Origin of the sequence: Streptomyces fulvoviolaceus (assembly GCF_000718165.1) — a bacterium.
Lineage (GTDB): Bacteria > Actinomycetota > Actinomycetes > Streptomycetales > Streptomycetaceae > Streptomyces > Streptomyces fulvoviolaceus.
The window spans coordinates 234,075-255,945 of record NZ_JOEY01000012.1 but is presented as its reverse complement, the minus strand read 5'-3'; the positions used below and the strand labels follow the sequence as shown (position 1 = coordinate 255,945).

Sequence of the window (21,871 nt, the reverse complement as noted above, 5' to 3'; positions counted from 1 at the left end):
AGACCCGCGTGCAGCGGCTCAGAGGCCCGCCGCGTGAGGCGGCTCAGAGGCCCGCGCGAGGTGGCTCAGAGACCCGCGCGAGGTGGCTCAGAGACCCGCGCGGGTGAACGTCACATGCGTGACTCCGCTGGGCGAGGACGTGGCCTCGACCTCGTAGTCCTTCTCGACGCCCTCCAGTCCGTCCCAGAGGCGTACGCCTCGGCCGAGCAGGATCGGGACCACCACGACGTGCATGCGGTCGATGAGCCCGGCGGCAAAGAAGTCGCGGATCACGGTGGGCCCCCCGCCGATCCGTACGTCCTGGTCACCTGCGGCCTCGCGGGCCGTCTCGAGCGCCTTGGCGGGCGAGGTGTCGAGGAAGTGGAACGTCGTGCCGCCCTCCATCTCGATCGACGGGCGCGGGTGATGGGTGAGGACGAAGGTCGGTGTGTGGAACGGCGGGTTGGGACCCCACCACCCCTTCCACTCCGGGTCCTTGTGCCATCCGGGCGGGCCGAACTTCCCGGCGCCCATGATCTCGGCGCCGATGCCGGGCGCGAACTGCTGCGCGAAGGCGTCGTCGAGGCCGGCGGTCCCGCCGGGCCGGCGGGTCATCTCGTGCCAGAACCGGGTGGTGAACATCCACTGGTGCAGCCGTTCGCCGGCGTGGCCGAACGGCGCGTCCTGGCTCTGAACGTCACCCGTGCCGAAGCCGTCGAGCGAGATGGAGAAGTTGTGGACGCGGGCATGTGACATGGCTGGCGACTCCTGTCCTTCTGCTGGTCGAACTCCGTCGGTTCAGCTCGGTCATGAAACTCGGATCAGCTCGGTCATGAAACTCGGTTCAGCTCGGTCATGAGACGAGGATGGCCGCCCGATGTCATGACGTCTAATGCCAATTCTTCCGAAGTCTCATAGACATACTTAATCCATGCTGAACCTGACGCACCTCAAGGTGCTGGAGGCGGTCGCCCGCCATGGATCGGTGACCGAGGCGGCGAAGGAGCTGCAGTACTCCCAGCCGTCGGTCAGCCACCACCTGGGTCGGCTGGAAGCCGCCATCGGAGCCAGGCTCATCCAGCGAGTGGGCCGCGGTATCCGGCTCACCCCCGAAGGCGAACTCCTGGCGCAGCGGGCCACGGAGATTCTGGGGCGAGTGGACGCCGCGTCCGTCGAGCTGGCCGCCCGCGTGGGACTCCGTGCCGGACGGGTACGGCTCGCCGGTTTCCAGACGGTCCTCAGCACCCTCGTACCGAAGGCAGCCGCCGAACTGTCCCGGACGTACCCGGGAATCGAGTTGAACCTCGTCGATGCCCATCCGGTCGAGGGCCTGCAGATGCTGCGTTCCGGGCACGTAGACATCGCCCTGATCTTCCGGCATACCGACACTCCGGAGGAGGAGGGATTCCGGCTCACCCACCTGCTGGACGACCCCCTCTACCTCGTCAGTGACCAACCCCACCAGCGTCTCGAAGACCACCGCGACTCCGCCTGGGTCGGCGGCTGCGAACGCTGCCGTGCCGCCACGATCACGGCATGCGAAGGCGCCGGATTCTCCCCGCGCATCGCCTACTCCTGCGACGACACGGTCGTCGCCCAGGCGCTGGTGGCCGCCGGGATGGGTGTCGCCATCCTCAACGGACTCGCGTTGCGGGCCCACCGGGCGCCGGGCATCCACACCACACGGCTCACCGGCAACGCCCGCCGGATCTACGCCGCCACCTTCGGCGACCCGCCGGACCCACCCGCCGCGACCGCGCTGATCGAGATCCTGGCAGCACAGCCCCGGCTACCGAACCGCGACGAGGCGGGAGAGCCGACACCGGTCAGCCGGGCCGGCACGAGTGCGGACCGGCGCTGACGAGACAGAAGCGCGGCAGGGCGGCAGCGCGGCCACACCTCACGACCGTCGAGCTCGCCGAGGACCCAGCGGGCGCCGCGGTCCGCTGTCACAGCCACTCGCTACGATCCTCCGCATGCGCAGCGCAGACACCGCGGTCGACGCGGAGGACGTCCGCCGGGCCGTCGCTCTGGCCGTCGGCACCCTCAAAGGCGCGGACCCCGAGGCCTGGGAGGCCAAGGCGGGGACGCTGGAGTGGACGTGCTGGGAGACCGTCGAGCATCTGGCCGACGACCTGTTCACCTACGCCGCGAGGTTCGGGCTCGCGAAGCCGCCGACGTCCGGGCTGCTGCCGTTCCGGACGCGGAGCGAGCGGAGCGGCGGGCCGGACGGTGTCATCTTCGTCGAGCGGGGCCCCGACGGTCCCGACGGCCTCCTGACCGTCGTGGAGGCGTGCGGCGGCCTGCTCGTGTCCGTCCTGCGTACGGCGCCCCCGACCACCGTCGCCCACCACGTCTTCGGGCCCTCGGACCCGGAGGGCTTCGCCGCGATGGCCGTGGTCGAGATCCTCGTCCACCTGCATGACGTCGCCGAGGCGCTGAACCTGGAGTGGTCGCCGCCGGGGGAGTTGTGCGCACGGGTTCTGCGGAGGCTCTTCCCTCACGTCACCGTCGGCAGTGATGCCTGGGAGACCCTGCTCTGGGCGACCGGCCGTATCGCCCTCCCCGACCGCCCACGGCTCACCGAGTGGCGCTGGTACGGCACGCGGGGTGCGTGAGCCCGTCTCAGCCCACGGGAACCAGCGTGAGATAGGCCAGCCCGAGCACGCCTCGGTACCCCCGCAGCCAGCTCGTCCGGTGCCGGTCCACGCGCTCGCGCGTCTCCTCGGCCAGCGGATGGTCGGGGTGGGCGGCCAGCCACTCCTCCACGTCGGCCTGGTAGCCGGACTCGAACTCCTCCCACTCCTCGCCGCCGGCCGTCTCGATCCACGCGGGCCGGAACCCGGCGGCCACGGCGAGATCGACGAGTCCGGCCAGGTCAGGGAGCTCGTCGGCACGCGCGTCCGGCCACATCGCGGCCAACTCGGCCTCGGCGGGCGGTCGTTGCCAGAAGGACTCCCCGAGGAGGACACGCCCCGAGGGCGCCACCATCCGTCGTAGCGCATCGAGGGCCTCGGCCGTGTGATGGGGCGGCTGCGCGTCGCTCAGCGCGTGGCCGGCCCCGAGGCAGAGGACGAGGTCGGCCGGTCCCCGTGACGTTCCTACGGCGGACTCCTCGGCGAACTGCACCCGCTCGGCCAGCGCACGGGCCTTGGCGTTCGCGCGTCCCCGGGCCAGGTCGTCGCCGTTGAGGTCGACCCCGACGCCCTTCGCCCCGGGTACCGCCTTGAGGACGCGGAGCATCAGCTCCCCCCAACCGCAGCCGATGTCCAGCACCGTCGAGGGGGCCGCCCCGGCGAGTCTGTCGACGATCCGCGCGGCCCGGGCCTCGGAGAGGGGGCCGTGGAAGGTGAGCCGGGTCAGGCGCGGGGGGAGTTCGGTGTCGGTCATGGGCCGCCACGGTAGCCGCGCACGCCTGACCCGGACACCGGGTTTATACGGCATCGCCGAGCAGGGACGAGAGGCCGTGCTCGAAGCTCGGCCCCAGGTTCTCGGTGCCGGGCTCGACGACGTCGTAGGTGCGCAGCAGGAAGCGCTGGAGGGCGCCCGAGCTGAACCGGATCACGGCCAGGCCGAGCGGTGAGTGGAACTCCAGGATGGTGCGGGCCCATCCGCACGGCCGGATGTGGACGTCACCGACGCCGGCGGGCGTCTCCAGCCCCTCCTCCAGGAGCGAGCGGGCGAACATCCAGGTCAGGCCCTCGCCGTCGGCGGAGACATGGGCCGGGAAGTCGATGTGTACGGCGTACGGATCGGCGGAGTCGTAGCGCAGCGTGGGGCGTACGGCCAGCTCCGGGTAGTCGGGCGTGACCAGGCGGGCACGGACGGGCTGCTTCAGGGTGGTGGTGTTCATGCCTCTACGAGCCTGCGGAGGGTCTGCGTATTACGCGGCCACCCAAGACGGTTGGTGTGACCTGTATCACCTGTCGACTCCCTGTGATTGCTTGAAGTTTTTGTCATCTGGGCTTACAAAATGGCTTTGTTCTAACAAAACCCTTGTCCCATCAGCAGGCAACTGGAGTTCCTGCCATGACCGACGGCCCCATCACCGTGCCTGCGCAGGCGTCCGCCACCGTCGCGTACACCCGGATCTTCGAGGAACAGCACCCGCGCCTCGTCGCCTACGCACGTTCGCTCACCCGGAACTCCTGGGCGGCCGAAGACCTCGTCGCCGAGGCGCACTTCCGTGTCTGGCGGCGACTGTCCGCGGGGCACGAGATCGACAACGTACCGGCGTATCTCATGACGACGGTGCGGCACCTCGCGTCCGCCGTCGGGACCGCCGTGCGGGAGACGCCACAGGATCCCTCGGCCCCCGAGCGGGTCGAAGTGGCCCTCCACGGCGCCGATTCCGGCGACGACCCGGCCGAACGGGCGTCCTCCGTCGACCTGTTGGCCCGCGTCCTGGGCCAACTCCCCGAGCGCTGGGTGCAGGCGCTGTGGCTGGCGGAGGCGGAGGGGCAGTCGCTGGAGGTCGTCGGTCAGCGCATCGGGGCCAAGCAGGGCGCCACGGCCGTACTGCTGCACCGCGCCCGCGAGGGCATGCGCCAGGCCTTCCTCAGCACGCAGACCGACGCCCCGGACGACCCCGCCTGCGAGGTCCACTGGGTGCGTATGCCGGCGTACGTCCGCGGCAGCGCGACCGCACGGCAGTCCGAGCGGCTCCTCGGCCACGTGGACGCCTGCGACGACTGCAGCGCCCGGCTCGCCGTGCTGATGCGCGCCAACGACAAGCTCCCCGCTCTGGTGGGACCGGCGCTGCTGGTCTTCGCGCTGGGCGGCGCGGGCAAGTTCCTGCTGCCCTCGCTCGCGGGCGCCACGGGTGCGGTGAGCGCGGCCGGCGGAGGCAGTGCCGGGACCGTCGCGGCCGGGGTGAAGGCGCCGGTGGCGATCGCGGTCGGCACGGCGGTGACGGGCGCGGCCCTCGCGATCGTGATCGCGCTCGGTTCGGGCGGTGCCTCCGTGGTGCCGGCGGCCCGGGAGCCACTGACGCAGGGGCCGGCGGCCGGGCCGTCTCAGGGGCCGGTGCCGGGCGCGGGGCGTGAGGTGTCCGTCGGGTCGGGGGAGACCCAGGAGGGCGACGCGGTCGTGTTCTCGGCCGGCAGCGGCAGCGGCAGCGGCGCGGCCGACAGTGTGGTGGTCGCGGCGGACAACTCCGATGCGTCCACGGTGAGTTCGGTGGAGTCGGGGGGTGGGGGCTCGGGGGACGAGTCCACCGGGTCGGGGGACGGGGGTACGGCCCCGGAGGCTGGGCCTGATCCTGCCCCTGAACCGGCTGATCCTGCTCCGGCTGGACCGGCTGACCCTGCTCCGGTTGAACCGGCTGATCCTGCTCCGGTTGAACCGGCTGATCCTGCGCCGGCCGAACCGGTGGAGGAAGAGCCGGAGGTGCCTGTGCAGGAGAGCCCGCCGTCGTACGAGACTCCGGAGACGGGGGCCCCGTCCGAGGACGGCGAAACCCCCGCGTCGCCGGCTCCCTCGCCCACTCCGGAGCCGGAGACCCCAACTCCCGTGGACCCCGCGCCTGTTGAGGAGACTCCGGTGGCGACCGACCCGACGCCGGCCGCACCTGAGACCCCCGCGGAGCCGTCACCGGAGACCCCCACCCCCACCGAACCGCCCACCACGACCGAACCCACACCCGACCCGTCGACCCCCGGACACGGCTGCGAGGGCTGAGGGCTCCAAGCGGACCTGGTGAAGTCGGCCGCGGAACCGCGCCCCTTCAGGGGCGCGGGGCTGCATCGATATGCGGCTCCGCCGCGTGGGCGCGACCAGCCCCCACCGGGCCCGCGGCAAAAGAACCGCACAACCAGCGGAGCGCTCAGCGCTGCACGTCCAGGCAGTCGACCTCCGGGTGGCCGCCGTACGACTCGACGACGGTCTTCGTGCCGCTCGTGCTGCCGGACAGGCACAGCGAGCTGCCCAGCACCCGCAGGTCGAGCATGAACTCCACGTCTCCGCCGGACTGTTGGGAGCCGCGGACCCGCTCGTCGATGTAGCCGAGGTCGCGCAGGACGTCCCCGACCTGCCGCGGTGTCGGGTCGGGCGTGCCCTTCAGCGCCTTCGAGATGCGACGGGTATGGGCGCGGGCCGTGCACTTCTCGACGGAGCTCAGGGGCACCTCCTTCTTGGCGGCGTCGGGGTCCGCGGGCTCCTCGGAGGGCGGCGGTTCGTCCGGGAGGGGCGGCTCGGGCGGCATCGCCGTACCCGTCCACTTGGGCTCCTCCGTCTCCCCCAGCTCCTCCAGATCCGGGGTCTCGAACTCCGGAACGCACGGCTCGGCAACGGAGTTGAGAAGCTGCATGAACACCAGGAACTCGGCATCGCCCTTGCCGTCGTCCTCCGGGTCGGGGGAGCCCGCGGACGAACTGACGGTGGCCTCCACCCGGTCCTCGAGCCCGGCCTTCGGGTCACCGTCCCCCGGGCGCTCGGTGCCACAGGCGGCGAGGGCGAGTGCGCACAACGCCGCCGGCGCCGCACCGAGGCGGATGCGGGCGGAGCGGCGGACGCGGGAGGGGCGTCGGCTCCGGCCAAGTACCCAGTGAATTAGGGGGTTTTCCCCGGAAAGTCGTCTCATGCTCGAAGTCTGGGCGCGGGCGGCGGGGCGGGCATGAGTACCGGTACTCAGGGCGCGCTGACCTCTACTCACCCTGAATAACCCTGCATGACCTGCGCCACGGCCTACCGCTCGCGGCGCAGAGTTGCCGAGAGATGGTGCTGCAACGGCTGCCCGACCGCCGCGAGTTCGTGGACGAAGGTGAGTGTGTCGGGGTCGGCCAGGGTGTAGCGGCGCCGGGTGGCGGTGACCTCCTTGGCCGTGGGGGTGAGGGCCACGTCGTGGGTGGCGAGGTCGACCGTGCCCTCGGCGGCCTGGCCGACCGCGATCTCCGCGATGCCGGTGGGCTGCGTGATCAGTGCCTCCACCCCTCCGTCGGGCTGCAGCCGCCACCAGCCGCCCTCCCGGGCCGCCGGACGCAGCGGGGCGTCGTCGGCGTCGAGCAGCCAGGCCCGGGCCTCGTAACGGAGGAAGGGGCGGCCGTCGTGACTGAAGGTGACCTCCTGCGCGTACGTGAAGTCCTCGGCGAGCGTCGGGTATCCGCCTTGGCCGCGGCCGAGCCAGGTGCCGAGGAGGGCGAGCACGGGGGCGAGCAGAGGGTGCGGGGTGGGTGCCTCGTCCGGGCGGTGGGCGTCGGGGTATGGGTGCGAGTGGTCCGGTGAGGGGTCGAACACGGCGGTGCTCCTTGGGTTGTGGGCGGGTGCCGGGTGAGGCGGACGGAGTGGGCGGAAGCAGGCGGAAGCTTAGGGCGCTGCTCCCGTCAGACCGGGATGCCCAGGCCGGTGCGCGGCTCGCGCGTCCATCCGCCGATCATGCCGGATACGGCGGCGGAGCGGCGTAACTCGTGATCTTGGCCGGCGTTGGTCGTCTCGGGCCTGACATATCGGACGGCGTGATCAATCTGTCCGGCCCCGAGAGACGAAACGACAGGATCCATCGCCTCCATGTGGGGCCCGGAAGAATGCCTGAGGTCGCTGCCATGCACTACATCACCAAGAAGATCGTCGCGGGAATCGGAACCGCGGCAGGCGCACTCGGCTGCGTCATCGCCGCCGGACCGCCCGCGGCGGCCGACGGCAAGTGGTGCAACAACTCCGTCTGCATCGAGACCTACGACAGCGGCACCTACCTGGGCAGGGTGGAGGTGTCGGTCGTCAACACCAACCAGCCGAACCGGATCAGCGCCCGCGTGTGGACCACCAACGGCTGGAGCGCCAACACCAAGGTCGAGGACGTCGCCGCGTTCAGGACTTACCGCGACCAGGCGTACCCCCAGCGTCACTTCCCGGCGGGCACCAGGCTCTGCGCGGAAGGCTTCCGCGGGGGCGCGAGCGTGGGCCTGCCCTGCGTCACGATCACCAACTGAACTGAACTGAACTGACCTGACCTGACCTGACCTCGGCTGCGGCTGCCCGGCTGCGGCCGGTCAGGGACCTCGGCTTGAAGCCGCTGATCGCCCGCCGCGGCACCGAGCACGGCTCCGGCACTTGATAGGCAAGTGGACACTTGCCTATCCTGTGGTCGTGGCCGACGACCTTTTCAAAGCCTTGGCCGACCCCACCCGCCGCACCATCCTCGACGAGCTCACGGAGAGGTCCGGACAGACACTGTTCGAGATCTGCGCGCGACTGAGCATGAAGCATCGGCTCGGTATCTCACGCCAGGCGGTCTCCCAGCACCTCGCCGTACTGGAGGCCGCCGGGCTCGTCGAGACCAGGCGGGAGGGCCGCTACAAGTTCCACGACCTGAACACGGCCCCGCTGCGGCAGATCGCCGAGCGGTGGCCCGGGCCCGACACACCCGGACCGGAGGAGAGCACCCCATGAAGATCCATCTGACCAGCGTCTTCGTCGACGACCAGGCCAAGGCCGAGCACTTCTACACCGAGATCCTCGGCTTCGTGAAGAAGTACGACGTCCCGTTGGGCGAGAAGGACCGCTGGCTGACCGTCGTCTCGCCCGACGAGCCCGCCGGCACCGAACTCCTCCTGGAGCCCGCCGGCCACCCGGCCGTCAAGGCCTACCGCGACACGCTCGTCAACGACGGCATCCCGCTCGCCCAGTTCGCCGTCGACGACGTGAAGGCCGAGTACGAACGCCTGCGCGACCTCGGCGTCCGCTTCACCCAGGAGCCCCTGGAGATGGGCCCCGTCACCACCGCCGTCTTCGACGACACCTGCGGCAACCTGATCCAGATCGCGACACAGCCGAAGTAGGCGGCCGGCCGCGTGCGGGGCTCGGCCGCGGCGGCGACCGGAGCCTCGCCCTGATTCTCCGGCCCGTCGACTCTCCGGCTCATCGACTCTCCGGCCCGTCGACTCTCCGGCTCATCGACCTCATCGACTCAGCGGCTGTCCGACACCACCCGCTCCGAAGGGCGTACCCCGTGTTCCCGTTGGTGCTCAACGACTCCGACGTGCGCGACCACCTCGACGCGGCAACAGCCGTCGACGCCGTACGGTCGGCCCTCCTCGCCCACCACGCCGGCACACTCCACGCCCCGCCACGCACCCGCGCCGACCTCGGCGAGGGCGACCTGGTCTTCACCACCGGGCACCTGAGCGCCCAGGGGCTGTTCGGCTTTCGCGTCTACGACACCTTCGCCGGCGCCGAGCAGTTGGTGGCCGTATGGGATGCCCGAAGCGGCAGGCTCCGCGCCCTCGTGCACGGCACGGAGCTCGGCCCGCGCAGGACCGGAGCGATCGGCGCCGTAGCAGTGGATACGGCGGCCAACCCCGGGCCCGTCCGCGTGGGACTGGTGGGCACGGGCACGCAGGCGTGGACACAGCTGTGGGCCCTCCGCGCGGTACGGCCCATCGAGGACGTCACGGTGGCGTCCCGCCGCCCGCAACATGCCACGGACTTCGCCCGCCGGGCCACCGAGGAGCTGAAGGTCCCCACCCGCGCGGTGTCCCGGGTCGAGGACGCGGTCCGGGATCGTGACGTGGTCATCGTGGCCACCAACAGCACCGAGCCGGTCCTGGAAGCCGACTGGATCACCCCGGGCACCCACGTGTCGACCCTGGGCCCCAAATCGATCCCCCACCACGAGATTCCCCCCGCCCTGGAGGCGCGGGCCCACCTGACCTTCACGGACTCCCTTGCCCAGGCGGCGAGTTACCCCGAACCGCACGTGTTCGCCACCGACCGGATGGCGGACCTCGGCGCGATCCTCGCCGGGGCGGCACCGGGCAGGACCGACCCGGACCAGATCACGGTCTTCTGCTCGGTCGGCTTGGCGGGCACGGAGGTCGCGGTGGCGGCGGCGCTGTGTGACGCCGTCCCTCAGTAGGGGCCGTTGCCATCCGAGCCGACCACCATCTGCACCACCTGTCCGCAGCATTGAGAACTCCTGCCGGAATGAGCGACGTGGGCTCGATGCGCGTCGGGGGCGCTCCGCGCCGCTCACTCAATGCGCAACCACTTGGTTGCGCGAGAGGGTCCGGATGTGCAACCTTGAGGTAGCGCATCCGGACGAGATGGGGTTGCCATGCTTTCCGACACGATCGAACGCACCATCACGATCAACGCCCCCGTGGAGCGGGTCTGGTCCGTGCTGACCGAACCGGCCTTCCTCGGCCGCTGGTTCGGCAACGGAGAGCCGGTCAAGATCGACCTGCACCCCGGCGGTCTGCTCGTCTTCGACCACGGCGTCCATGGCGTCATTCCCGCCCGTATCGAGACCGTCGAGCCGCCACGCGTCTTCTCCTGGCGGTGGTCGCAAGGGGCTGCCGGCGAAGAGCCGAACGACAGCAACGCCACCCTGGTCGAGTTCACGCTGACCGAAGACGACTCCACCGGAGGCACCCGACTCACCGTCGTCGAGAGCGGCTTCGCGAGGCTCGGCCTGCCGGCCGATGAGGCCGCCGACCGTCACCGCGCCAACAGCCGCAACTGGCCCGGCAAGCTCGAACAGCTGCGCGCGGACTGCGAACAGACCAAGGCATGACCCGCACCGCCGATGGCGAACAGGCACCCGAGGACGTCCTGGTGGCTCTGGCCGACCCGATCCGCCGGGAAGTGCTCGCCATGCTCGCCCGCTCGGGCGGCGCCACCTCGACATCCCTGGCAGCGGGCCTCCCCGTCACCCGCCAGGCGGTGGCCAAACACCTCGCCGTCCTCGACCGCGCGGGACTGGTACGCGCTCACCGGGCCGGGCGCGAGGTCCGCTACGAAGCCGACCTGCAACCCCTCAAACAGACAATGCGCTGGATGGACGCCCTCGCCACCCAGTGGGAACACCGCCTTGACGCGATCAAGGAGCTGGCGGAAGAGGACACGCGGCCTTGAACTACGCAGTGCCGCCACGGGCCCCTGTGCAGGGCGGTGTCTCCTCCAGCCAATCGCTCCCCGCTCTGCTAGGAGTTTTTCGCCGCCACGGCCCGATAGACGTCGCCTGACTAATTGTCATCGCGGCACAGGCAGAAGGGGTGCCCAGCAGGGTCGAAGAGCACTCGTACATTTTCCTGCGGCTGGAACTCCGCCACGATGGCGCCCAGGGCGACCGCCTCGGCGACCGCCGAGTCCAGGTCGCCGACCTGGAAGTCGAAGTGCATCATCGGGCGCTGGTCGCCGTCGGCCGGTGGCCACACCGGAGCCCGGTAACCCTCCGCCCGCTGGAATACGAAGAACGGCCCTTGCGGGGAGGCGGCCACGATGGCTGTTCCCGGCTCTTCGTGCCCGATGGGCCAATCGAGGAGCTCGGCATAGAACCTCGCCAAGCCGCTGGGGTCCGGGGCTTCGATCGTGGTCCCCCACCACATGCCGCCTGTTCGGGATCGCATGCTTGAGCCTATCCGAGGCCCCCAGGCCTGTCCTCCGGGGACTTCGTGCCCGCGCTGGAGCAGTTCCTCGGCTCCGCAGCCGGCCTGTCCCCGGCCACCGTCACCCTGCTCACCCAGCAGTGGCAGGCCGACCATCAGACGAGTCCGCCCAGACCCGCTGGCGGGCCGTGAACGGCGCCCCACCTGGTCGCCCTCGTGCGGACCGGAACTCGCTTCGAACGCGGTCGGCTCGTCGAACGCCCCGAGGCTCACGCAGCCTGAATCACCGCAACTGATCGACTGCTCTTGATTTACGCCTCGTCAGGCCGATGAGTCTGCCTGCTGCCTGAAGTCTTCCACTTTGACATTGCCGCCCCGATGGGGCGAAAAGCGGAGCATCCTCATGCCATGGAGGAGAGATGGAGGCCAGAATGAGCAATCCGATTCGGCTGTACATGTCGATGTCGCTCGACGGCTACGTTGCCGGTCCGGACGATCGACCGGGCCAGGAGCTCGGACGCGCCGGTGGACGTCTTTTCAACTGGCTCGACGACCGGGAATCCGACGGTCCCAGCGGACAGGTCTATCGCGAGGCGCTGGCGACCGGCGCGGTAATCTCCGGCCGTCGGACCTTCGAACTCGCCGGGCGTTGGCAGGGCGACCATCACGACGGTGTGCCGATCTTCGTCCTCACCCACCATGTGGATGACGGGGACGTGCCACCAGGCCACGCGCGTTTCGTCACCGACGTCGAGGACTGCGCCCGTCAGGCCCGCGCGGCCGCCGGGGACCGGCCGGTCATGGTCCACGGGGCGGGTGCGGCCCAAGCGCTCCTCCGAGCCGGGCACATCGACGAGATGGAGATCCACCTGGTTCAGGTCCTCCTCGGGGACGGCCGACGACTCTTCGACCACCTCGGTGGTGATCACATCGAACTCGACCTCGTCCGACGGCTCGAGGACCGAGACGTCACGCACCTCCGCTACCGGGTACGCCGCCCCAATGAGGCCGCATGAAGACGCTCTTCGTCGCCTACCGCGCCACCGACCTGGACCGCTCGCTCGAGTTCTGCACCGCCTTGGGCTACGTCGAGCTGGGCAGGGCCGACGGCGGAGACGGGGGAGTCACCTCGTGATCCTCAAGTTCCCCGGCGAACCGGCGCCTCGCTCGAACTGGTCCACCGTCCCGTTGGCGGACGCGTCGACGTGGGCAGCGGTTTCGACCACCTCGCGATCCAGGTGGACGCACTGGCCGCCACCCTGGAGCGGCTGACCGACGCCGGCCTGGAGCCGGAACCTGTCCAGTACCCGGGTGGGCCTCGCGGCCCGAAGACGTCGTGGCTCACCGACCCGGATGGCTACCAGATCGAGTTGGTGGAGTGGCCGCCTGGACACCCCGACGGCATCACCGCCGCGGACTTCTCCTAAGCGGTCCGGTGAGCGGAGCGAAGAAGCTTCGCTTCGGGGCGGGCGCGGCGCAGCGCGAGGCGGCATCTCCACCCCATCCACAGGTCCTGACAATTACTCCGCTCGAACCCGTACGCCTCCCTGTACACAAGGCCGGGACGAGGCCCGCATCTTCGTGGTTCTGCCGGTACGACGATCTGTCGCGGTGCGGGAAGACTGCCCGCCAGAGGCCGCGGCATGTCCCGGACGACGGGGGCCGAGGCCTGGGAGCTGACGAAGTACAGGGGAGGACACCACGGTGAGCGTGCAGCTGTACGACGAGATCGGTGAGGCGTTCGAGGGCTTCAAGTCCCTGCCACTGGCGCAGTACGGGGAGGTGCCCAGCTTCCTGGGCATGGTCGGGGACGTGCACGGCAAGGCGGTCCTCGACCTGGCCTCCGGCACCGGCTACTACAGCAGGGAGTTCAAGCGGCGTGGCGCCGCGGAGGTGCTCGGAGTCGACATCTCCGGTGAAATGGTCGCCGTGGCACAGAGGTTGGAGGAGCGCGATCCGCTGGGCGTGCGCTACGAGGTGGGCGATGTGTCCGAACTGCGGCCCCTCGGGCGGCACTTCGACGTCGCCACCGGGGTTCAGCTGCTCCACTACGCGGAGGACGTCGCCGCCATGGAGCGGATGTGCCGCAACGTGCGCAGGAGCCTCAAGCCCGGCGCCGAGTTCTTCCTGCTCGCCCAGACCCCCGACTACCGTTTCGACGGGCCGTCCTTGGCCAAGTACGGCTTTCTCTGCGAACTGACCGGCGAGGAGATCGAGACCGGACCGCGGGTGCGGATCACGGCGCTGCTCGACCCGCCCATCTCGTTCGTCGGAACCTGCCCGCCCCGCGAGGTCTACGAACAGTGTCTGCGGGCGGCCGGATTCAGCGAGCTGACCTGGGTCCCCCTGGAGATCTCCGACGCCGGCGTGCACAGGTTCGGCGCGGACTTCTGGGCGGACTGCCTCGCCAACCCCCCACTGCAGATGCTGCGCTGCCGCGCCTGACGGCCGACCGCGTTGAAGTCGCTCTGGAGTCAGGCAGTCACCTCCGAAAAAAGCCCAGGAGCGCCTCGTTGTCCTCTCATGGCCTCGCGCGGAGCGGCCCCGGCAAGGCCATGCCTCTCCGCATACTGTGAGGCATGGCCATCTACGACACGCTCGGCACGGCGTACGGCCGTACCCGGCAGCCCGATCCGCGGATCGCCGCCCAGATTCACGTGGCGCTCGGGAACGCCGCGGACGTGATCAACGTAGGGGCGGGCACCGGTTCTTACGAGCCACCGCAGACGGTCCTCGCCATCGAGCCCAGCCAGACCATGCTCGCCCAGCGCCCACCCCGGTCCGCGCCCGCCGTACGCGCGGTGGCCGAACACCTCCCGCTGCGCGACAACGCCGCCGACGCCGTCATGGCCCTGCTCACCGTCCACCACTGGACCGACCTCGCGGCGGGCATCGCCGAACTCCGCCGGGTCGCCCGCCGCCGTATCGTCATCCTGACCTGGGACCAGCAGTTCTTCCGCGAGCAGTTCTGGCTCGTACGCGAATACCTCCCCCAGGCCGCCGCCTACGACGACACCCGCGCCACCCCGATCGACCGGCTGGCCACCCTGCTCGGCGGAGCACACCAGGAGCCCGTACACGTCCCACACGACTGCACGGACGGCTTCGGCGCGGCCTTCTGGCGCCGCCCCCACGCCTACCTCGACCCACAGGTGCGCGCCGGAATCTCCATGCTCGCCCAGACCGGAGAAGACGCCCTCGCCCCGGGCCTGGCAAGGCTCACCGACGACCTGGCGAACGGCAGTTGGCACCACCGTCACGCCGACCTGCTCGCGCGAGACACCATCGACGTCGGCTATCGGCTGTTGGTGACGGACACCTGACCTGAACTCAAGGCGGGAAGCGGTCACGACACGGACGTGCTCCGCCCGGAAGCCGGCAACCGCCGGCCGCCGACTGCCGGACGGAGCACGAGGGCCCTTGGAGCGAGGGCCTGTCCGGCGGATCATGTCGGCGTCGCGGGGTCTGGCACGCACTCCCTCACTGCCTCAAGGGCGTGGGGGGACCGCAGCCGCATCACCGACCTCCCCGAACAGCACTCCTAGTCGGCAACCGCCAGGTCGCATGCGAAGTCGGCGATTTCGCCGGGGACCCCGACAAGGGTGAGCTCGGTGTAGCAGACGTCTTCCCGGGCGGGGCCGCCGTCAGACGATGTGCACCCGCTCCAGGGCGCCCTGCGGGTCCCGTAGCAGGATCTCCTGCCCCTGTGCCCGTTGCGCCTCCAGATAGGCGTAGATCTGCACCGCGCGGTTGATCACGTCCGCCTTGCTGAGCCCGGTGGCCTCGGTGAGCTCGGCGACCGCCTGCACGGTCGGCGGAACGAGTGTCACGGAGTACCGCTCACTCGCAGGATGACGCAACGAACGAACCGGCTGTCCTCCCATGTGCAGCCCCTCCTTCTCTTCTCGTTCTGTCCGCCCTGGCTTTCTGATCTGCAAGTCTGCCATGGAACGCAGCAGAATGCCATCAGATCGGTGCGTTAACGCACCATATTTGCTACGGTGGGTCCTGCCTCGCTGGGAGGCGCGGGCACTGCAGACACGGGGCTGTGGAACCGCGCCTCCCATGAGGCGATGGGGGAAACGCAGCGCTGAGCTGCGGCCCCGGCGGACGCCGCTGACGTGAGGGGAGCCGGTGGCGTCCGACGGGAAGTCCATGTCCGCCCACGAGTCGAAAAGGAGGTGGCGCCGTGCAGCCGATCAGGCCGGTTCCCACTTAACCCGACACCCCATCCTGAACCGGCCGGAAAGGTCCGGCCATGCCCGTCAACGACCCGCCGACTCACAGCAACGAAGAAGACGAGGGAGTGCTCGTACTCGACGCCGGGGAGCCCACCGGTTCCGCCTACGTGTCGATCACGACGACCCCGGACGGCCCGGCCTTGAAGGCCTCTGTGCCGGAAGGGGAGTCCGGACAGGCGCTTCGGACACTCAACACCGTCGCAGGAGTTGCCGGATCGGTCATCGGTCCCTATCTGATGGCAAAGGCGCTGGCGCTTCTCGCGACAGCGTCACCCTGGCAGTTCGAGGGCGCCTGCCTGATGCTGGCGGCGCTTCTGCCGTGGGTCCATCTCCGCATCCATCCGCGTCACGAGCACTGACACGCTCTGCTCAGCCGGAATATGTCCCCGCCCCCAGGGCGGGGACAGAGGGGGCTCTGCGGGGAGCTGGAGCCGCCCCTTTCCACCGATGACGCCCACCGTGCCCGGCGCCGAAGTTCCCCCGATCAACAGCTGGAGCGCCAAGAGGAATTGCTCGCCCAGCTGACTGACGGACCATCATTTACTTGGCAGGGCACGGGAGTTCGGATCATGCTGTGATCCATCCATGAACTCCCGTGCCCTGGAGGAACATTCCGTGCCGTCCCCCACATCCGTCACCCCCGCCCGCAGACGGCCGGCCGTCGTCGCGGCGGTCGTCGCGCTGCTCGGCCAGTTACTGATCGGCACCGCCGTCGCCGCCACCCCCACGTCACCGTCCCCCGGCTCCATCGCCTGGGTGCCCTGTGAATCGCCTTACGGCGAGGGCGACTTCGAGTGCGGGACCCTCACCGTTCCCGTGAACTGGCAGCACCCGGACGGCACGACCGTCGACCTGGCTCTCGCCCGGCACCGGGCCACCGACCCCGCCCGGCGGATCGGCCCGCTGCTGCTCAACCCGGGCGGCCCGGGCCAGTCCGGGGTGAACCTCGCGCTGAGCGCGCCGTTCTCCTTCTCCCCCGAAGTGGTCGCCCGCTTCGACCTCGTGGGATTCGACCCACGCGGTATCGGCGGCAGTTCGGAGATGCACTGCGACGGGGAGAAGGTGGAGGCCCGGCGGGCCGCGCTGAGCCCGACCGACGAGGCCTCGTTCCAGACGCTGCGCCAGGCCAACCGCGCCCTCGCCGACAACTGCCGCGAGGTGTCGGGACCGCTCGCCGACCACATGGACACCAAGAGCGTCGCGTACGACATGGACGCGATACGCGCGGCCCTCGGCGAGCAACGGATCAGCTACTGGGGCGGCTCGTACGGCACGCTGATCGGCCAGCAGTACGCCGAGCTGTTCCCGCACCGGGTCCGCGCGATGGTGCTGGACTCGAACATGGACCACAGCCTGGGCGCGTGGGGCATCCTCAAGAGCCGCACCGAGACCCTGGAGGCCTCGTTCGGCCTGTTCGCCGACTGGTGCGAGCGCACGCCGAGCTGCCTGCTGTACGGCAAGGACGTACGCGCCCTCTACAAGTCGTACTACCAGGCGGCCGAGGAAGGCCGCCTCGTCTACACCCTCTCGAACCGCCCCTTCCCCGCCTCGACGCTCCGGGGCACCACCTACAGCTACATGTACGAGCCGGACAACTGGCCCACGTTCGCCCTCGTCCTGTCGTACCTGAGCGTGGTGGCCGAGCCGCCCACGGAGACGGCCTCGGAAGCGCCCTCCGCCCAAGCGGCGGCCGGTGATCCGGTGGCGTTCACCTACGACCCGGTCCTGTGCCAGGACTTCGACCTGGACGTTCCCTCGTACGCGACGATGGCCCGGTACGAGACGGAGCTGGCGCGCATCGCCCCGCTCACCCGGGTCGCCTCGCTGGGCTGGTCGTACCTGACCAGCTGCCAGAACTGGACGGACCGGGTCGCCAACCCGCAGCACCCGCTCCGGGTGGACGGCACCCCGCCGATCCTGCTGACCAACAGCCGGTACGACGTGGCGACGCCGTACGCCTGGGCGGCGAACGCGGCCCGCCAGATGGGCCGGGAGGCGCGGCTGCTGACGTACGACGGCGTCGGACACATCACGTACTGGCGCAGCCCCTGCATGCGGGCGGCGGTCGACACGTACCTCACCACCCTGGAGACCCCGGCGAAGGACACCCACTGCCCGGCGATCTGGCCGGGCACCGACCAGGCCGCGGCACGACAACTGGCTCCTGGCGCGGGGCTCGTGGACCCGTACGATCTCGAGACCGACCACAGCTGAATCGGTTCCTGGACGCCGGGCACCGCATCGGCGGTGACCGGCGACGAGGTCTACGGCGGCAACCCGAAACTGCGGGCTGCTCCGGGGGAGCGCGGCCTGGGCTATGTCCTTGCCGGTAGCCCGCTCGGCCGAAGTGGCCACCAAAGCAGGGAAGTTACGCGCCGATGTGCTGGCGACAAAGCTGCCCGGGCGGGCCTGGCAGGAACTCCCGGCCGGACGCGGCGCGAAGGGCCACCGCCTCTACGGCTGGGCCGTCATCGGCCTCGCCGACCCGGAGCAGGGCCACCGTCAGCTGCTGATCCGGTGCGACCGCAGCACCGGCGAACTCGCCTGCTGCCGCTGCCATTCCACATCGCCGGTCCCGGGGCACCCTCGCCGTGCTCGCTCATACTGCGCCGACATCGCGGGCCCCGGGAAAAGCCGAGTTGAGGTCCGGCCGCGTGGCCTGTTCTCGCTCGCGGACCCTATATAGATGCAGGTTCGGGTTGTGAGGTTCACTCACATAATCGTCGTACGCATGTGCCACGACGACGGGGGATCTCATGGCCAAGGCCGACACCGACTGGATGCGGCGCCGTGCCGACGACATGGATTCAATGATCGACCAGGTGAGGAAGCAGTTGGGCGTCGCCGACGACGCGCGGGATGACCTCGAGAGCGGAGGCGCGGAGGGCTGGACCTACCGCCACAGCCTCAGCACGCTCGAGGAGCGCTGGGAGGACCTCAACAAGCTGCTGCGCGACGAGCTCGAAAGAGCGGCGGAGAACGTGCGGTTCAACGCCAGCTCGTACGACGGAAACGAGAACATGCTCACCGAGGCGTGGCACGACGCCAAGAACTGGTGGGAGGACACCCTCTGAGCTGTGGTTACCGCGGCGACATCGACAACCACCACCTCAGCGAGGGAGAACACCAGTGAGGTTCGGCTCCATACTCGAATTGCGGATCGACAAGCTGCAGGCCGCGGCCGATGGGTGGGCGGGGGTTGCCAGAGGCATGGAGAGGGCCGCCGGCGACTTCGATAGTGACGTCTCCTCCCCGATCGGGAAGAAGGAACATTGGGAGGGCAGCGACGCCGACGAGGCGGCCAGTACGTGCAACAGCATCCGCCTGGACATCGAGGCGGTGGCCAAGGAGGCCAAGGCGCTCGCGCAGTACCTCGACGACATCATTTCGGGCTCCGGTGACGACCGGGGCAACCACAAGAACCTCACCGACCTCCAGCGCGAGGTGGAGGAATTGCTGGTCGAGATCAACAACGCGGGGATGTACGTCGACTCGGACAACACGGTGGTCAAGGAGCTGCCGGTCAACGAGGTACCGACGGGCGAGGACGAGGGCGAGATCGCAAAGGCTCAGGCCTTCACCGAGCGGGTCAAGGAGCTGTGCGGTCAGGCCGACGGAATCGACGAGTCGATGCATGACGTGCTGCCGATCGTCTTCGGCACGAAGGACACCTTCCGCACCGAGAACCGCAATGCGACCGACGGGAAAGCCGGACCCGAGGACTACACGGCCCAGTTGCAGATGATGGGGGTCTCAACAGCGCTGCGCCAGTACCACGGTTACAACGAGGCGGCCGACCTCCTCGACCATTTCCTCAAAGGCAGCGGCGAAGCGTATGAGATCGACGCCGACATCCTGTACAACGACTGCTCACCGTTCCAGGAGGACGTCAAGGCGGACCTCGACAAGATCGCGAGCGATCTACCAGAGGGGGAGTTCGTCACCACGTGGACCGGGAGCGAGTCGGGAATCGACGGGGACGCGGAGCGCAACTGGTACTACGGGCTCAACAACTTCGAGTACCGGCTCGTCGGGACGAAGGAGGACGGTGTCATCACGTACCACGTCGAGGTGCAGAAGCGGTACGACTGGGGGACTCCCAGCGAGCATCGGGGCGACCTGGAATGGGAGGAGGCCGGGGTCAACCTGATCGACGTGGAGCAGTCGCAGGTGGCAGAGCTCAACCGGGTTGGCCTCGCGCAGGACTTCGACGTGTACGGTTCTACGTCCGAGCAGACCAGCACGTACTAAGGGGCCGGGTGGGGCGGAGCATTCCCTGGATCCCATACGGTTGCACGCGGCCGTGGAACAGGCAGCTGGGGACCTAGGACGGGAACCGGAGCTGGTGTTCCTGCACAACCTGGAACACTCGCTCCGCGGGGCCACCGCTCACAGCAGAAGGTGTTGGCAGAGGCGTGGGCTGCCCTCGATGACGCCACGACCAAGGGCTTGTGTGCCGCCTGGGGCATCGCGTCCTGGGACCCATCACCGCTGGTGAGCCTGATCGACCCGACCGCACCGAGGCCATCAGTCCTCATGACCCGTGCCGGCCTTCTGGTCGGAGCCAGAACGCTGGATGCCGCTGATGCCCTCACCAAGGCATGGGACCTGGGCGGCGCCGAGGTGTGGGGAATGAGCCCCTTCGGGGGCAGCACCAGTGACCCGGTGTGGGCCAGGATCGACCCACGCGTCTTCCTCCGGGATGGCGATCGGCTCTCCCGCATGCAAGCGGCCTTCAGAACCGCGTATCACCTCCCGCGGGTCGACTCCGTCGCTGTGGGCACCGATGACCCCGCCCATCTGGGCGAACTCGTCGGCGCCCTGGTCGGCGAAGTCGAGAAGCGAACCATTGAGGAGTACCGGAGTCTCCCTCGGGACCGCTCGCGCGGTCAGCCTGCCTGAAGCTCCTTGATGACCTGTTCGGCCACGCGCCGGGCGGGTACCAGCCGAGGGTCTTCGGGGTGCGCGTACGGTCCGAGGATCTTCGAGCAGGCGAACAACGTCATCAACTTGCCGTCCCGGCTCGCGAAGTCGGACCGGCGCTCGTGCCATACACGATCGGCCAGAGCCGGGACAGCAAGGGAACTCGCCCACAGCGAGGCCGAGTCCAACCCCAGGGGCGCATTGCCCCAGTCCTCCCAGTCGAAGAGACTGAACGCCGGAGCGGTCATGTTGGCCCAGTTCAGATCCGCATGAGCCAGCACCCACCGCTCGATTGCCGTATCGAAACCGTCGGAGAAGGCACCGCGGATGGAGTCGGTGACGAGGGTCTGTGTGATGGTGTCGGTGTCCGGTGTGGCGACCCGACTCGTGCGCTGGACCGCCAGCGTGTCCAACGACGCGTTCAACGCCGCCCACCAGTCGTCCGGCAGCTCCGGGGCTTCACTCAGGATGGCGCTCCCGACGGGCGCCCCTGGCAGGAGCTCGGTTTCGTCGGCCCGCCACATCACCGGCCCGTCCGCGGCCCGCCAGACCACACATCCGTGCCATTCGGGCTGGGCGATGCCTTCCAGGCGGGCGGCACTTTCAGTGCCGTTCCACCCCTGATCGGGGATCTTGTCGAGCAGGCGCCGCTCGATCCGCACCCAGGTGTCGCGGTCGGTTCTGACCCCCACGGATCGACGCTTGCGCACCATCGTGTCCGGGAGTAGCCCCACTTGCAGAGACCGCTCAACGCGATCAAGAACCTCGCCAACCGGCTGTACGCGTAGGTCGACAGCTTGACCTGTGGAGACCGAGAGCGCCATGGACGCAACCGTAGCGGTGGTGGGGCGGCAGGTACGCCGTCGCCGAGGCGCAAACTCCACTCTCATGACGATGCCGTAGGTGCCCTGGCAGGCAGCGGGCTCAGTCGAGGTCGCCTGTCTCCACGAGGTGTTCCATGAAGGCGGCGGCGATGCGCGGGCGCGCGGCGTCCGGGACGGGTGCGTCCGGAAGATCGGCCTCCAGGCCCCACTCCGTGTTGAAGGTGACGGCCATGCCCTGCGGTACCACGTCGGTCCTGAGCCACATGGCGAACCTGGCTGCTGAACCGGCAGTGCAGTCCAGGACGGACACGCCTTCGGGCGCCAGCAGGGCCATGCCCTCTAGTTGTTCGTCGTCCAGGGTGACCCCGAAGTGCATGGACGAGCCTGAGAGCGGTCCGTCGGAGCCGTCGTCGATGCGGATGAACTCGTCCGGGTTCCGCTCTCGAAGCTTGGCTTCCAGGCCCTCGTACGTCAGGCCCCAGCTCTGCCCGTCCGGCGGGGTGAAGACGTACATGGTGCGGAGTTCTGCGATCTCTTCCGGTTCCATCGTGGCGTGCTGCTTTCTGCGCTGCGGAGTGTCGAC

26 protein-coding genes and 3 pseudogenes are annotated in these 21,871 nt (G+C 69.5%); 20 read left to right on the top strand and 9 right to left on the bottom strand.

Annotated elements, in window-relative coordinates; all coding sequences use genetic code 11:
- Window positions 1–87: 87 nt before the first annotated feature.
- Entirely contained in the window at window positions 88–735 is a 648-nt protein-coding gene (locus IG08_RS0115340; protein WP_030601444.1) for a dihydrofolate reductase family protein, read from the bottom strand.
- Between the two features lie 175 nt (window positions 736–910).
- On the opposite strand from IG08_RS0115340, the gene IG08_RS0115335 reads away from it, so the two are divergent.
- Window positions 911–1,840 (top strand): LysR family transcriptional regulator, encoded by a 930-nt coding sequence (locus IG08_RS0115335; RefSeq protein ID WP_063757774.1) that lies wholly within the window; start codon window positions 911–913, stop codon window positions 1,838–1,840.
- A 115-nt stretch (window positions 1,841–1,955) separates the two neighbouring features.
- Window positions 1,956–2,597 (top strand): maleylpyruvate isomerase N-terminal domain-containing protein, encoded by a 642-nt coding sequence (locus tag IG08_RS0115330; protein ID WP_030601439.1) that lies wholly within the window; start codon window positions 1,956–1,958, stop codon window positions 2,595–2,597.
- A 7-nt stretch (window positions 2,598–2,604) separates the two neighbouring features.
- On the opposite strand, the gene IG08_RS0115325 is transcribed toward IG08_RS0115330, so the two are convergent.
- Both IG08_RS0115325 and IG08_RS0115320 read right to left on the bottom strand, forming a co-directional pair.
- A complete protein-coding gene (locus IG08_RS0115325; protein WP_030601437.1) occupies window positions 2,605–3,369 on the bottom strand; it encodes an SAM-dependent methyltransferase in 765 nt (254 codons plus the stop codon).
- 43 nt (window positions 3,370–3,412) lie between these two features.
- Window positions 3,413–3,832, bottom strand: a complete 420-nt coding sequence (locus tag IG08_RS0115320) for an SsgA family sporulation/cell division regulator (protein WP_030601435.1) — start codon at window positions 3,830–3,832, stop codon at window positions 3,413–3,415.
- A gap of 176 nt (window positions 3,833–4,008) precedes the next feature.
- Between IG08_RS0115320 and IG08_RS0115315 the strand changes: the two genes are divergently transcribed.
- A complete protein-coding gene (locus IG08_RS0115315; RefSeq protein WP_030601433.1) occupies window positions 4,009–5,658 on the top strand; it encodes a sigma-70 family RNA polymerase sigma factor in 1,650 nt (549 codons plus the stop codon).
- Between the two features lie 145 nt (window positions 5,659–5,803).
- Here the strand turns inward: IG08_RS0115315 and IG08_RS61305 are convergent, their stop codons facing one another.
- Both IG08_RS61305 and IG08_RS0115305 read right to left on the bottom strand, forming a co-directional pair.
- The gene (locus IG08_RS61305) at window positions 5,804–6,559 is read right to left on the bottom strand and encodes a hypothetical protein (protein ID WP_234342882.1); all 756 of its coding nucleotides are present in this window, start codon (window positions 6,557–6,559) and stop codon (window positions 5,804–5,806) included.
- Between the two features lie 104 nt (window positions 6,560–6,663).
- A complete protein-coding gene (locus tag IG08_RS0115305; protein ID WP_030601428.1) occupies window positions 6,664–7,212 on the bottom strand; it encodes a heme-binding beta-barrel domain-containing protein in 549 nt (182 codons plus the stop codon).
- A gap of 287 nt (window positions 7,213–7,499) precedes the next feature.
- Here IG08_RS0115305 and IG08_RS0115300 point away from each other — a divergent pair, with 287 nt between their 5' ends.
- The 6 genes from IG08_RS0115300 (at window position 7,500) to IG08_RS0115275 (ending at window position 10,827) form a co-directional block, all read left to right on the top strand.
- The gene (locus tag IG08_RS0115300) at window positions 7,500–7,904 is read left to right on the top strand and encodes a hypothetical protein (RefSeq protein ID WP_234342881.1); all 405 of its coding nucleotides are present in this window, start codon (window positions 7,500–7,502) and stop codon (window positions 7,902–7,904) included.
- 157 nt (window positions 7,905–8,061) lie between these two features.
- Window positions 8,062–8,364, top strand: coding sequence for an ArsR/SmtB family transcription factor (locus IG08_RS0115295; RefSeq protein ID WP_030601420.1), 303 nt, complete (start codon window positions 8,062–8,064; stop codon window positions 8,362–8,364).
- Window positions 8,361–8,753: a VOC family protein gene (locus IG08_RS0115290; RefSeq protein WP_030601408.1), complete on the top strand. Its 393-nt coding sequence runs from the start codon at window positions 8,361–8,363 to the stop codon at window positions 8,751–8,753. Before IG08_RS0115295 ends, IG08_RS0115290 begins: the two co-directional genes overlap by 4 nt.
- A 170-nt stretch (window positions 8,754–8,923) precedes the next feature.
- The gene (locus tag IG08_RS0115285) at window positions 8,924–9,829 is read left to right on the top strand and encodes an ornithine cyclodeaminase family protein (RefSeq protein WP_030601405.1); all 906 of its coding nucleotides are present in this window, start codon (window positions 8,924–8,926) and stop codon (window positions 9,827–9,829) included.
- 198 nt (window positions 9,830–10,027) lie between these two features.
- Window positions 10,028–10,486 (top strand): SRPBCC family protein, encoded by a 459-nt coding sequence (locus IG08_RS0115280; protein ID WP_030601401.1) that lies wholly within the window; start codon window positions 10,028–10,030, stop codon window positions 10,484–10,486.
- A complete protein-coding gene (locus tag IG08_RS0115275; RefSeq protein ID WP_030601399.1) occupies window positions 10,483–10,827 on the top strand; it encodes an ArsR/SmtB family transcription factor in 345 nt (114 codons plus the stop codon). The genes IG08_RS0115280 and IG08_RS0115275 overlap by 4 nt, the downstream gene beginning before the upstream one ends.
- A gap of 110 nt (window positions 10,828–10,937) precedes the next feature.
- Here the strand turns inward: IG08_RS0115275 and IG08_RS0115270 are convergent, their stop codons facing one another.
- A complete protein-coding gene (locus IG08_RS0115270; protein WP_030601397.1) occupies window positions 10,938–11,321 on the bottom strand; it encodes a VOC family protein in 384 nt (127 codons plus the stop codon).
- Between the two features lie 45 nt (window positions 11,322–11,366).
- On the opposite strand from IG08_RS0115270, the gene IG08_RS62470 reads away from it, so the two are divergent.
- From IG08_RS62470 to IG08_RS0115250, 5 genes and pseudogenes are all read left to right on the top strand, one after another.
- Window positions 11,367–11,492, top strand: a complete 126-nt coding sequence (locus IG08_RS62470; RefSeq protein ID WP_267964966.1) for a hypothetical protein — start codon at window positions 11,367–11,369, stop codon at window positions 11,490–11,492.
- A 239-nt stretch (window positions 11,493–11,731) separates the two neighbouring features.
- Window positions 11,732–12,316, top strand: a complete 585-nt coding sequence (locus tag IG08_RS0115265) for a dihydrofolate reductase family protein (protein ID WP_030601395.1) — start codon at window positions 11,732–11,734, stop codon at window positions 12,314–12,316.
- Window positions 12,313–12,727, top strand: a pseudogene (locus tag IG08_RS54205) (VOC family protein). The gene IG08_RS0115265 and the pseudogene IG08_RS54205 overlap by 4 nt, the downstream one beginning before the upstream one ends.
- A 277-nt stretch (window positions 12,728–13,004) precedes the next feature.
- Window positions 13,005–13,745 carry a class I SAM-dependent methyltransferase gene (locus tag IG08_RS0115255; RefSeq protein WP_030601391.1) on the top strand — a complete coding sequence of 247 codons (741 nt, stop codon included), beginning with the start codon at window positions 13,005–13,007 and terminating at the stop codon, window positions 13,743–13,745.
- A gap of 134 nt (window positions 13,746–13,879) precedes the next feature.
- A complete protein-coding gene (locus IG08_RS0115250) occupies window positions 13,880–14,623 on the top strand; it encodes a methyltransferase domain-containing protein (RefSeq protein WP_030601387.1) in 744 nt (247 codons plus the stop codon).
- A 321-nt stretch (window positions 14,624–14,944) separates the two neighbouring features.
- Here the strand turns inward: IG08_RS0115250 and IG08_RS0115245 are convergent, their stop codons facing one another.
- Window positions 14,945–15,130 carry a hypothetical protein gene (locus tag IG08_RS0115245; RefSeq protein WP_234342880.1) on the bottom strand — a complete coding sequence of 62 codons (186 nt, stop codon included), beginning with the start codon at window positions 15,128–15,130 and terminating at the stop codon, window positions 14,945–14,947.
- A gap of 428 nt (window positions 15,131–15,558) precedes the next feature.
- Here IG08_RS0115245 and IG08_RS60660 point away from each other — a divergent pair, with 428 nt between their 5' ends.
- The 6 genes and pseudogenes from IG08_RS60660 to IG08_RS54200 form a co-directional block, all read left to right on the top strand.
- A complete protein-coding gene (locus IG08_RS60660; RefSeq protein WP_030601384.1) occupies window positions 15,559–15,900 on the top strand; it encodes a hypothetical protein in 342 nt (113 codons plus the stop codon).
- Window positions 15,901–16,156: 256 nt separating this feature from the next.
- Window positions 16,157–17,755 (top strand): alpha/beta hydrolase, encoded by a 1,599-nt coding sequence (locus tag IG08_RS0115235; protein WP_052424705.1) that lies wholly within the window; start codon window positions 16,157–16,159, stop codon window positions 17,753–17,755.
- Window positions 17,752–18,119 (top strand): annotated as a pseudogene (locus IG08_RS61300) (IS701 family transposase); the annotation flags it as partial. The gene IG08_RS0115235 and the pseudogene IG08_RS61300, both read left to right, overlap by 4 nt.
- 178 nt (window positions 18,120–18,297) lie before the next feature.
- Entirely contained in the window at window positions 18,298–18,615 is a 318-nt protein-coding gene (locus IG08_RS0115225) for a hypothetical protein (protein ID WP_030601375.1), read from the top strand.
- 55 nt (window positions 18,616–18,670) lie between these two features.
- Window positions 18,671–19,792: a hypothetical protein gene (locus IG08_RS0115220; RefSeq protein WP_030601371.1), complete on the top strand. Its 1,122-nt coding sequence runs from the start codon at window positions 18,671–18,673 to the stop codon at window positions 19,790–19,792.
- Between the two features lies 1 nt (window position 19,793).
- A pseudogene (locus tag IG08_RS54200) lies at window positions 19,794–20,443 on the top strand (aldo-keto reductase family protein); the annotation flags it as partial.
- On the opposite strand, the gene IG08_RS0115210 reads toward IG08_RS54200, so the two are convergent.
- On the bottom strand, window positions 20,431–21,288 hold the full coding sequence (locus IG08_RS0115210; RefSeq protein ID WP_030601370.1) for a hypothetical protein: 858 nt from the start codon (window positions 21,286–21,288) through the stop codon (window positions 20,431–20,433). The pseudogene IG08_RS54200 and the gene IG08_RS0115210 overlap by 13 nt on opposite strands.
- 100 nt (window positions 21,289–21,388) lie before the next feature.
- Window positions 21,389–21,835, bottom strand: a complete 447-nt coding sequence (locus tag IG08_RS0115205) for a hypothetical protein (RefSeq protein ID WP_030601362.1) — start codon at window positions 21,833–21,835, stop codon at window positions 21,389–21,391.
- Between the last annotated feature and the right edge of the window lie 36 nt (window positions 21,836–21,871).